Origin of the sequence: [Clostridium] aerotolerans DSM 5434 (assembly GCF_000687555.1) — a bacterium.
Taxonomy (GTDB): Bacteria; Bacillota; Clostridia; order Lachnospirales; family Lachnospiraceae; genus Lacrimispora; species Lacrimispora aerotolerans.
On the sequence record NZ_JHWJ01000014.1, the window covers coordinates 145,244 to 156,112 of the forward strand.

Below are 10,869 nucleotides of genomic sequence, written 5' to 3' on the forward strand. Positions count from 1 at the left end.
CTCCCGTTTCTATTCCTATATAAATAATATATGCGGCATTTACCATACCACAAATGAAGGATTTTATCAACCCTGTGTCACCGCTGCCTGATCCTTTATTGATCCGTTATTACTTCTGTCCGTAGAAAGACTGAATCCGGTCCATTCTTGATGACATGTTAACCAGGAGCAGATCTGCGGTCGTAAGGGCTGCCATTGCCTCCACCACCACTACGGCTCTTGGAACTATGATCGGGTCATGGCGGCCTTTGATCTCAATCTCCGTTTCCTCTCCCTGCCTCGTCACCGTTTTCTGGGGTAACGCAATGGAGGGAGTTGGCTTAAAGGCGGCACGGAATACCACCTGGGAACCATCGCTCATACCTCCAAGTATTCCACCGGCATGGTTGGTGGCCTTTTCGATCCTGCCGTCTTTTCCTTTGATGAAACGATCGTTGTTGATAGAGCCAGTGGAACGGGAAGCTAAAAATCCATCTCCAATCTCAAACCCTTTGACAGCTCCCATAGACATAATTGCCTTTGCAAGGGCTGCATCATACTTTTCAAAGACCGGATCGCCGATTCCTGCAGGCACGCCGTCGATGATGCATTCTACCACTCCGCCTACGGAATCGGTTTTCTCCATCATCTCTTCTAAATATTTCTCCGCCATGTGAGCGGTTTCAGAATCCGGCATATAGAGGCGGTTTTCATCTCTTTCTTCTATATTAAATCGTTCCGGGTCAATTTCATACGGTCCAACGGCCTTTGCATAGGCAGTCACATGGATTCCAAGCTGTTTTAAAAATACGGCTGCAACGGCACCGGCTGCTACCCTGGCCGTGGTCTCTCTGCCAGAGGACCGTCCGCCTCCCCGGTAATCCCGGAAGCCGTATTTGGTATCAAAGGTATAATCTGCATGACCTGGACGGTATACGTCCATGATATTGCCGTAATCCTTGGAACGCTGGTCCTTGTTCCATACTGCCATGGAAATAGGAGCTCCGGTCGTCTTTCCTTCGAACACACCGGAAAGTATCTCTACCTCATCTGATTCCTGACGCTTTGTAGTAAACTTACTTTGACCTGGCTTCCTTCTATCCAAATAAACCTGAATATCCGCTTCTGAAAGAGGAAGTCCTGCCGGACAACCATCTACCACTACGCCTACGCCCTTTCCATGGGATTCCCCCCAGGTGGTTACCTTCCATATTGTCCCCAGTGTTGATCCTGCCATGAATGTCTCTCCTTTTAATTGCTGACCTTTACAATCATACAGCTGTTTGGCTCATTGACCTTCAGCTCTTTTCCGTTCATAATAAGAAGTCCTTTTTCGTAATCCACCGTAAAGAATGTAATGCTTCCTGTTTCATGGTTAATGGACGCGATGTGCTTGTCATCGGGGAATACGCAGATATCTTTTGGATAGCTTCCGCTTATGGGAAGGCAGCAGGAAAAGGTAAGAAGTCCTGTTTTCTTATCCCGGTCGAAGACTGTAATGGTATTATCTCCTGCATTGCCACAGAACATGTGAGTTTCATCGTTTGAAAAACGCATGGAGCAGGCAGCCGTCAGTTGAGTGAGAGGTGCCTTTCCTGTGGTCTCAATGGTCTGGATCTTCTCGATCTTAGGAAGACGGTCTCCGGTCTCATAGGTATACACATCAATAACATTCTTTAATTCGTGAAGAAGATAGAAGAATTTTCCATCCTCGCTGAAACGGAAGCACTTAGGTGCAGATTCCAGATCGCAGCGGATGGCGTCAATCAATACCATCTCTTCATCCTTTTCATCAAACCGGTAGATCTTTACCTGGTCGATTCCAAGGTCTGCCACCATAATGAACTTTCCGTCAGGCGTTCTTCTGGAGCAGCTTACGTGAGGACGGAAATTTCTCTCTGCCACACTTCCAAAGCCCTTATGAAATACTCCTGTTACAATATCTCCCACAGAACCGTCTTCATTCAGTCTGAGCACGGTACACTTGCCATCGTGATAGCCGGAAACGAATATATATTTATCCTCTGCATCTGTAGACAGATGGCAGCCGCGCATTCCTTTGATATTGGCAGAATTCAGTTTTGTAATTGAACCGTTCTCATGAATGCGGAAGGAAACCACTCCCGCATCTGCGATGGAATAAAGAGTCTTTCCATTATTTGACGCAATCAGATAGGAAGAATTGTCTACCTCCACCTCGCATCTGGGTACGAAACGGCCCTTTTCCACGTCCACATCATACACCGTAATTCCCTTGGCCTGTCCATTGTAGGAATAGGAGCCTACATACGCCATGTATTTGCCCTTCATCATAATATTTCCTCCTGGTTTAATCCTTGTATAAACTAGAAATATCATATCATAAGATTCCTTATTTGTTAAGGAAAAACTTCCTTAAAAAGTATTGACATCACTGGGAAAATAAGTATAATGTATCTTGCTGCCTGTTTATTATTACTAAACTTTTAGCTTATATTTACAGTCAGTTAGTATAAGTAAACTTTCAGCTTAACATAATAAAAAGGAGGAGCACATGGATATCGGTACAAAATTAAAGGAACTGCGTGTGTTAAAGGGGCTGACTCAGGAAGAGCTGGCTGACCGTGCAGAACTGTCAAAGGGATTCATATCCCAGCTGGAAAGGGATTTAACATCTCCCTCCATTGCGACTCTTATGGATATATTACAATGTCTGGGAACCTCCATCGGTGAATTTTTTAATGAAACCCCGGAGGAGCAGATCGTATTCGGCAAAGGGGATTACTTTGCCAAATACGAAAGGGAACTGAAACACGAGATCCGCTGGATCATTCCCAATGCCCAGAAAAACATGATGGAACCCATTCTTCTTACCCTGGAAGCCGGCGGCGAAACCTACCCGGACAACCCTCACGAGGGAGAGGAATTCGGCTATGTGATGCAGGGCAGTGTATCCATTCATATTGGAAATAAAACATATAAAGCCAAAAAGGGGGAATCCTTTTACTTTATATCAGATAAAAAACATCATTTAAGCAGCAAGGCCGGCGCGACCCTTATCTGGGTGAGTTCACCGCCAAGCTTTTGACAGGAGGATAAAAGGTCATGGGTCAGCCATTAATTGATTTACGCAATATTACAAAAAGTTTCGACGGTACCATGGTACTGGACGATTTAAACCTTTCCGTGAAGGAAAACACATTTGTCACTTTATTAGGACCCAGCGGCTGCGGCAAAACTACAACCCTGAGAATCATCGGAGGCTTTGAACGGCCGGGAAAAGGACAAGTGATCTTTGACGGTCAGGATATTACAAACCTTCCGCCAAACAAAAGACAGCTTAATACCGTATTTCAGAAATACGCTTTATTTGCACATATGTCCATTGCAGAGAACATTGCATTCGGCCTTAAAATAAAAAACAAACCAAAAACCTACATTCAGGATAAAATCAAATACGCCTTAAAGCTTGTAAACTTAGACGGCTTTGAAAACCGCAGTGTCAGCTCCTTAAGCGGCGGCCAGCAGCAGAGGATCGCCATTGCCAGAGCCATCGTTAATGAGCCAAGAGTACTCCTTCTTGATGAGCCTTTGGGAGCCCTTGATTTAAAGCTGAGACAGGACATGCAGTATGAGCTGATCCGTCTGAAAAATGAACTTGGCATCACCTTTATCTACGTGACCCATGACCAGGAAGAAGCCCTCACCATGTCAGATACCATCGTTGTTATGAACCAGGGATATATCCAGCAGATGGGCTCCCCGGAAAACATCTACAATGAGCCTGAAAATGCATTTGTGGCTGACTTTATTGGCGAGAGCAACATCGTTCCCGGCACTATGCTTCGGGATGAGCTGGTAAGCATCTTTGGCGCTATGTTTGCCTGTGTGGACAAGGGCTTTGGTGTGAACAAACCGGTAGACGTTGTTATCCGTCCGGAAGACATCGACCTGGTTACACCAGATCAGGGAAGTATCTCCGGAGTTGTAACTCATCTTATCTTTAAAGGCGTTCATTACGAGATGGAGGTAACTACTCCAGACGGCTTTGAATGGCTGGTACACAGCACTGATATGTTCCCGGTAGGCCAGAATGTAGGCATTCATGTGGACCCATTTGATATCCAGATCATGAATAAGCCTGCTTCAGAAGATGAGGAGGCGGTTGGAATCAATGAATAAGAAAGTATTATCCGGCCCCTATCTCATGTGGATGATCGGCTTTATCATCATTCCTCTGGTATTAATCGTAATTTACGGATTGACGGACCGGTCCGGCAGCTTTACATTAGCGAATGTGATTTCCATCGGCACCGAGGAACATGCCAAGGCATTATGGCTCTCTCTTTTACTGTCCTTTATCAGCACGGTCCTTTGCCTGATTTTAGCCTATCCTCTTGCCATGATTCTTCGTTCCAGAGGAATCGGACAGGGAAGCTTTATTGTTTTTATCTTTATTCTGCCTATGTGGATGAACTTTCTTTTACGCACCCTGGCATGGCAGACTCTTTTAGAGAGGAACGGAGTTATTAACGGTATCTTATCCACACTCCATCTTCCCGGACAGAGCCTTATCAACACTCCTGGAGCCATTATCCTTGGTATGGTGTATAACTTCCTGCCATTTATGGTTCTTCCTATTTATAATGTACTGATGAAAATTGATGACAATGTAATCAATGCAGCCAGGGACTTAGGCGCCAACTCCTTTCAGGTGCTCATTCGTATCCTTCTTCCTTTAAGCATACCCGGCATTGTCAGCGGTATCACTATGGTCTTTGTTCCGGCCCTTACCACCTTTGTTATCTCAAACTTGCTTGGAGGAAGTAAGATTCTCTTAATCGGTAATGTCATTGAACAGGAATTTACAAAGGGCAGCAACTGGAATTTAGGCTCCGGCCTTTCCTTAGTCCTTATGATTTTCATCCTGATCAGCATGGCGCTTATTGCCAAATATGATAAGAACGGGGAGGGAACCGCATTTTGATAAGCAGAAAAACAGGATTTATCAAACGAATCATTCAGGACTTTTATCTGGTGATCATTCTGGTGTTCCTTTACGCACCCATTGCCACCATGGGAGTCTTATCCTTTAACAGTTCCAAATCAAGGACCCAATGGGGCGGCTTTACCATGAACTGGTACACGGAGCTCTTTTCCAGTGCCACCATTATGAATGCTCTTTACAATACGCTTTTAATCGCATTTTTATCTTCTCTGATTGCGGTTATTATCGGTACGGCAGCAGCCATTGCCATCAACAGCATGGACCGGGTGCCAAGATCTCTTCTTATGGGAATCACCAATATTCCCATGTTGAATGCGGATATTGTTACAGGAATTTCTCTGATGCTTGCATTTATCGCCTTTGGAATCTCCCTGGGCTTTAACACCATTTTGATTGCACATATTACCTTTAACATTCCGTATGTCATATTAAGCGTCATGCCGAAGTTAAAGCAGACCGATAAAAGTACCTATGAAGCCGCCATGGATTTAGGCGCAACGTCTGTTAGGGCGTTCTTTAAGGTAGTATTTCCGGATATTCTTCCGGGAGTGCTTTCCGGTTTTCTTCTGGCATTTACCATGTCACTTGACGATTTCATTATCACTCATTTTACAAGAGGAGCCGGAATCAATACTCTATCCACTCTGATTTACAGTGAGGTGCGCCGAGGCATTAAGCCTTCCATGTACGCACTTTCAACCATTATCTTTATCACGGTGCTGGTGCTTTTACTCATCACCAATTTTGCACCCAAGAGAAAAAAATAGGAGAATATGCTCATGAAAAAAAGTTTAGTAAAGGTGCTTACCTTTGGCGCCCTTTCCCTCTTATCCATTGCACTGCTCAGTGGCTGCGGAAAAAAAGAAGCAAAGGCCGGCGGTGCTGGTGAGGTTTATGTATACAACTGGGGCGAATACATTGATGAATCCGTGATCAAACAATTTGAGGATGAAACCGGCATTAAGGTAGTCTATGATTTATTTGAGACCAACGAAGAGATGTATCCGGTCATTGAGGCTGGTGCAGTGAAATACGATGCCGTATGCCCTTCTGATTACATGATCCAGAAGATGAGAGAAAACAATCTTCTTGCTGAAATTAATCCGGACAACGTTCCAAACTTAAAGGAAATCGATCCTAAGTACATGGAAATGTCCAAAAGCTTTGACCCGGAAAATAAATACTCCGTTCCTTACAACTGGGGAACCGTAGGAATCCTTTATAACACAAAGATGATAGACCCAAAGGATGCACCGAAGAAATGGTCTGATCTTTGGGATGAGAAATACAAAGATAATATCCTGATGCAGGACAGCGTCCGCGATGCCTTTATGGTGGCTTTGAAATCTCTCGGCTACTCCATGAATACCACCAACGAAGCGGAAATCAAGGAAGCCAAGGAGCTTCTCATTAAGCAGAAGCCTCTGGTTCAGGCTTATGTCATTGACCAGGTCAGAGATAAGATGATTGGCGGAGAGGCTGCCATCGGAGTGATCTACTCTGGCGAAATGCTTTATATCCAGAATGAAGTTAAGGATTTAAACCTGGATTACTCCCTGGAATATGTGATCCCGGAAGAAGGAACCAACCTATGGCTGGATTCCTGGGTTATTCCTGCCAATGCACCTAATAAGGAAAATGCAGAGAAATGGATCAATTTCTTATGCCGTCCTGACATCGCTAAGAAGAACTTTGAATATATTACCTATCCGACTCCAAACAAAGGAGCTTTCGATCTTCTTGATCCGGAGATTAAAGATAACAAGGCGCTGTTCCCTGGGGATGATTTGTTAAAGAACAGTGAGGTTTATCAGTATCTTGGAGATGAGGTTGATTCTCTTTATAACGAGGCCTGGAAAGAAGTAAAATCAAATTAATCATTGCAATAGAAAAAGCGGAAGTTCTGGATTTTAAAATCCTGGCTTCCGCTTTTTTAATGTTTACTCTAATTTTTAATATTAATAGTTAGTTATTAATACCTCAACCGTAACCGCATTCCGCTCTTTAAACTGGTAATTGCAGTTGGAATAAGTCTTGTCAATATAATGTATCTTGTACTTTTTACTCCACTCAATCAAAAGCTCATTGGACATGCCTTTATGATACAGCACATTGGATAAGGCAAACCGGGTTCCCATGGAATCCAGCTTATCTAAAAGCCCTAACAATTCCTTTTCTTCCTTTTCCTTCCAGTCCTTAAACCCACGGTTTCCATCATTGTAGTTTCCCGTGGATATGAGATAAGGGGGATCACAGTAGACCAGATCTTCCTTTCCAAGAAAGGAATAGTCAAGCTCCATAAAATCCCGGTTGGAAAACTCTATGTTCTTTTCCTGCAGTGCCTGGCAGAACTGGGTCAGATTCTTTTCTATGTTTTTGTTAAATGAGCTTCGGTTTCTCCCGAAGGGAGAGTTGAATTCATGACTGTTATTAAAGCGTATCTGATGATTAAAGGCGTAGCAGGTGAGCACGAACAGCATCACCAGATCCTTACTTTTATTATACTCTGACCGAAGGGCATAATAGCCTTCCTTATTCTGCTGAGTCAACTGATACGTGTCAATGATGCTCTGGATTTCCTTCAAAAGCTCATGGATTTCTGTTGTTTGAAACAGCTGGAACAATTCAATTAAATAAGTAATCTGATCGTTACAGATGATCCGTTCTGCCTTTGCATTGATTCCCACATTAAAGCCTCCTGCAAACACATCCACAAAGGTCCTTATCCTTTTTGGAAATGTCTGAAAGACCGGCTCTAAGATCTTATACTTTCCCCCTGTATAGTTAAGAGGACTTTTTATGTACATGGTGGCACCTGCTTTTCAATATAGAACAACAGCTCCTTAAGCCTTTCTGTCTCTTTCACCTTACGGCTTTTATATCTTCGATAAGGAATCTCATACACATGAAAGGTTTCCGGCTTCCCGTGGGCCTTCATGGCCGTTTCGATCTCCTCCACTGTCATAAGCCCATCGGTACTGTAGCTTAAGATGATATGGGAAAAACGGGCATTGGCAATCAGCTCCTCAAAAGCGGGAACTACCTTATTTCTCATGCAGAATTCCGACTTCTGGCCTTCATCTGCTCTCTGACCAGTGACTCCCTTTACCTCAGGATAATCGTATCTGGCAGCCGTCTCAAGCACATGGTAATTGGAGAGATACTGTCTCGCATTATAAGGCGGATCGATGTAGAGGATATCCCCTTCAATCTCTTTTAAAAGCTCTGCCCCGTTCTTATTATAGCTTCGGTTCTCTTTCCCGTTGCTGTTCACAGAAAGGCGGTAGAGCTCGTACCGTTTGTAGCTGCGCCTCTCCCAGGACTTATGAAAGGCTCCATAGGTTCCTGAGGTGTTGGACACAAAGGGGATTCCCTCTACAATACAGGCTACCAGGTAGTAGTACTCATGATCATTTAACAGGCCGGCAGCCTTCCAGTCCTCAACCGTGCATCTGGCAAAGTCGATACGGAGGGCATTCTCGTCGTTTAAATACATGCGCCCTCCCACCGGGGCATAGGTATTTTGAAAAAACCTCCGTTCGGTTGGAAGCTCTTCTAAATCCTTCTTTTCTCTTTCATTTAAATAAACCACCGGATCCTCAATGCCTAACACTTCGTTCAGAAGGGTAAATTCAGGCATCGTGTCATTCTCAACGGTGGCACGCTGCAGTACATATGAAAAATACAACAGGTCATTGGAGCTGACCTGATACCACTGTTTAAAATATCTGGCTACCGCAGCAGTGCCGGAAAATATATCACAAAAGCTTTTTGCTTCTGGAGCCCGATCGTCAATGACCTGTTTGATCTGGTCCAGCAGCAGTGTCTTGCTTCCAATAAATCTCATTCTTTTCTTGCTCCCATTCCTTTTAACCTGCATATCATTATAAAGGAAAACCGGAAAAAACACAAGGAAAGATAAGGAGCTAAATGACTCCCTTTTTACTGCAATTTTTTTCTTTACGGGTCCGTTTGAAGCAGTACATTTTTTCATCTGCCATTTTTAAAATGGTTTCTGAAAGAATGTCAGGGCTGTTTCCAACATACACCACGCCATAGCTGATGGACATGGGATATTCCTTCTTTCCTTCGGACACCCTCTGATCAATGGCTTTCAGTTTTTCCAGCGCTTCCCTCTCGCCGCAGTTATTGTATACCACCACAAACTCATCACCGCCAAACCGGCAGGTGTAATCCTCCTCACCGGCGGACTTTTTAAGCTCCTCTGATACCAGCTTGATATATTCATCCCCATTTAAATGGCCGAATTGGTCGTTGATCTGCTTTAAATCATCAAGATCAATCATGCAAATGGAGAAAGGAGCTCCTGTTTCTATATAAGACTCAATGGTATGAAGGCAGTTTCTACGGTTATTCAGTCCAGTGAGCTCGTCTTTATAAGCCATGACTTCCAAAAACGCTTCATTTTCTTTTTGATAGGTAATATCTGTTATGAGATGAACCACTGCTTTTCTATCCTCCCAAAGCAAAGAATATGCTTTTACCTGAAATATTTGGTCATGGGAACATGTAAATTCATACCTCTGCTCCAGTTCTTCCCCCTGGCAGGACTGAAGCCTGGTCAACAGCGGAAAATCCTTTCCAAAAATTGTTGTATTGTTGGAAGAATCATAAAACCGCTTTTTCGCCAGTTCATTGGTATAGAGTATCTCCCCGGTTTCTTCGTCAGTAACCACCACCCACTCCTTTAAGCTGTTCATAATGGACACCAAAAGGGTATTGAACTTTCTTTCCTTCTCCGCCTGTTCCCTTAATTTATTTTCTCTTTGTTCCAGCTGAACTACCATTTCATTAAATACTTCTGATAAGTCCCCCATGAAATTAAGCCGCTGTTTATAATCTCCATGTATCACCTGTCTGGTCTGCCAGACCATATGCATTAAGGACGCATGAAGTTTTTTAAGCTCTCCTGCCATATAATTATCCTGGCCAGGAGGTTTTGCAAGAAGATTTCCTTCTGCCAGATTTTTTAGAAATAGATTGGCCTCCATTAGACAGAGAGAAAGCTTTTTTAATGCTTCCTGAAGGTCCTTTCCTACCTGGTCCATTCCTTCTATCTCTCCGTCAACCGGCTTATTTTCCATCATGTTACGGATCTGCTCCAAAAGAATTATTTCATCTTTTTCCGTCATTCTTTCACCTTCGCTCAAAGATTGACCCTTGCCTGGAACCGGCATACGCAAGAACCTCTGGTCCAGCTGTCAATCTTTGTGACCACGTATTCCTTTCCTTTGTATGCACTTAAAATGCCGGAAAGAAATCCCTTGTCATACTTACAATGAGTCTCACCCGTAAAGGACCGTCTGGAGCAGTCGACGTCCTCTTCCCTGGTAAGAATTTCATCCTCTGTTCTATCATCCAATGTTTCTACCTTTAAGATACTGATCTTATGTACTCTTAAAAGCTCCTGCAGAGTTTTAAAGAACTCTTTGAAAGGAAGGTCCTGACTGATTAAATGCGATGCATAAGCCTTTCCAACCGATTTGCCAGCGTTACAAAATAGAATTTTTGCCGCTTTTTCTCCGTACCGGTGTGATAATTCCGCTTTTATGGTATACTCATACAGCCGATATACCATTACAGACATTTCTTCTCCAAGATGCTTCCGTCCTTCTGCTATATTTCCTATCGTATCCCAGGAGATTAAAGTCTCCTCTCCTGAATGAAAGATATCAAACACAGGCATTGCCCCCTTCCGATACATTCTACTCTGTCTGCAAACCCTTTTGCATGGAACATAAAAGAAACCTGCGGAGACAAACTCGATACGTATGTGATATATGATTAATATATTCATAAGCCTTCTCATTTTGTGTGAGGGTAAGTATTTCCTGCCTGTCCGTTTTTTTTATTTCTTCCTGATAAAAAGGTGTACCTTTTTG

Annotated in this window: 11 protein-coding genes; 5 read left to right on the forward strand and 6 right to left on the reverse strand. The window is 43.5% G+C overall.

Translation table 11 applies throughout. The features are described from left to right. Positions 1-109 precede the first annotated feature (109 nt). Entirely contained in the window at positions 110-1,216 is a 1,107-nt protein-coding gene (aroC, locus tag T546_RS0117725) for a chorismate synthase (RefSeq protein ID WP_026892777.1), read from the reverse strand. 14 nt (positions 1,217-1,230) lie between these two features. After that, a complete protein-coding gene (locus T546_RS0117730; RefSeq protein ID WP_026892778.1) occupies positions 1,231-2,289 on the reverse strand; it encodes a lactonase family protein in 1,059 nt (352 codons plus the stop codon). 223 nt (positions 2,290-2,512) lie between these two features. Between T546_RS0117730 and T546_RS0117735 the strand changes: the two genes are divergently transcribed. From T546_RS0117735 to T546_RS0117755, 5 genes are read left to right on the forward strand one after another with little or no spacing between them, the layout of a single operon-like run. Then, positions 2,513-3,046 (forward strand): helix-turn-helix domain-containing protein, encoded by a 534-nt coding sequence (locus T546_RS0117735; RefSeq protein WP_026892779.1) that lies wholly within the window; start codon positions 2,513-2,515, stop codon positions 3,044-3,046. A 17-nt stretch (positions 3,047-3,063) separates the two neighbouring features. Beyond that, positions 3,064-4,140 (forward strand): ABC transporter ATP-binding protein, encoded by a 1,077-nt coding sequence (locus T546_RS0117740; RefSeq protein WP_026892780.1) that lies wholly within the window; start codon positions 3,064-3,066, stop codon positions 4,138-4,140. Continuing rightward, complete coding sequence (locus T546_RS0117745) at positions 4,133-4,945, forward strand: ABC transporter permease (protein WP_026892781.1); 813 nt, start codon at positions 4,133-4,135, stop codon at positions 4,943-4,945. Before T546_RS0117740 ends, T546_RS0117745 begins: the two co-directional genes overlap by 8 nt. Then, positions 4,942-5,733, forward strand: a complete 792-nt coding sequence (locus T546_RS0117750) for an ABC transporter permease (RefSeq protein WP_330371953.1) — start codon at positions 4,942-4,944, stop codon at positions 5,731-5,733. The genes T546_RS0117745 and T546_RS0117750 overlap by 4 nt, the downstream gene beginning before the upstream one ends. Before the next feature lie 12 nt (positions 5,734-5,745). Continuing rightward, positions 5,746-6,843 carry an ABC transporter substrate-binding protein gene (locus tag T546_RS0117755; RefSeq protein WP_026892783.1) on the forward strand — a complete coding sequence of 366 codons (1,098 nt, stop codon included), beginning with the start codon at positions 5,746-5,748 and terminating at the stop codon, positions 6,841-6,843. Between the two features lie 81 nt (positions 6,844-6,924). On the opposite strand, the gene T546_RS0117760 is transcribed toward T546_RS0117755, so the two are convergent. The 4 genes from T546_RS0117760 to T546_RS0117775 all read right to left on the reverse strand — a co-directional run bounded on the left by T546_RS0117760 (position 6,925) and on the right by T546_RS0117775 (position 10,667). Next, the gene (locus T546_RS0117760; protein WP_026892784.1) at positions 6,925-7,773 is read right to left on the reverse strand and encodes a DNA adenine methylase; all 849 of its coding nucleotides are present in this window, start codon (positions 7,771-7,773) and stop codon (positions 6,925-6,927) included. After that, entirely contained in the window at positions 7,764-8,813 is a 1,050-nt protein-coding gene (locus tag T546_RS0117765; protein ID WP_026892785.1) for a DNA adenine methylase, read from the reverse strand. Before T546_RS0117765 ends, T546_RS0117760 begins: the two co-directional genes overlap by 10 nt. Before the next feature lie 79 nt (positions 8,814-8,892). Then, complete coding sequence (locus T546_RS24735; protein ID WP_051629935.1) at positions 8,893-10,119, reverse strand: sensor domain-containing diguanylate cyclase; 1,227 nt, start codon at positions 10,117-10,119, stop codon at positions 8,893-8,895. 14 nt (positions 10,120-10,133) lie between these two features. Continuing rightward, positions 10,134-10,667 carry a hypothetical protein gene (locus T546_RS0117775; protein WP_026892786.1) on the reverse strand — a complete coding sequence of 178 codons (534 nt, stop codon included), beginning with the start codon at positions 10,665-10,667 and terminating at the stop codon, positions 10,134-10,136. Positions 10,668-10,869 lie beyond the last annotated feature (202 nt).

Coding starts and splice junctions, on each gene's coding strand:
- aroC (WP_026892777.1), bottom strand. CDS start 1,216: ATGGCAGGATCAACACTGGGGACAATATGGAAGGTAACCACCTGGGGG.
- T546_RS0117760 (WP_026892784.1), bottom strand. CDS start 7,773: ATGTACATAAAAAGTCCTCTTAACTATACAGGGGGAAAGTATAAGATC.
- T546_RS0117730 (WP_026892778.1), bottom strand. CDS start 2,289: ATGAAGGGCAAATACATGGCGTATGTAGGCTCCTATTCCTACAATGGA.
- T546_RS0117755 (WP_026892783.1), top strand. CDS start 5,746: ATGAAAAAAAGTTTAGTAAAGGTGCTTACCTTTGGCGCCCTTTCCCTC.
- T546_RS0117745 (WP_026892781.1), top strand. CDS start 4,133: ATGAATAAGAAAGTATTATCCGGCCCCTATCTCATGTGGATGATCGGC.
- T546_RS24735 (WP_051629935.1), bottom strand. CDS start 10,119: ATGACGGAAAAAGATGAAATAATTCTTTTGGAGCAGATCCGTAACATG.
- T546_RS0117765 (WP_026892785.1), bottom strand. CDS start 8,813: ATGAGATTTATTGGAAGCAAGACACTGCTGCTGGACCAGATCAAACAG.
- T546_RS0117740 (WP_026892780.1), top strand. CDS start 3,064: ATGGGTCAGCCATTAATTGATTTACGCAATATTACAAAAAGTTTCGAC.
- T546_RS0117735 (WP_026892779.1), top strand. CDS start 2,513: ATGGATATCGGTACAAAATTAAAGGAACTGCGTGTGTTAAAGGGGCTG.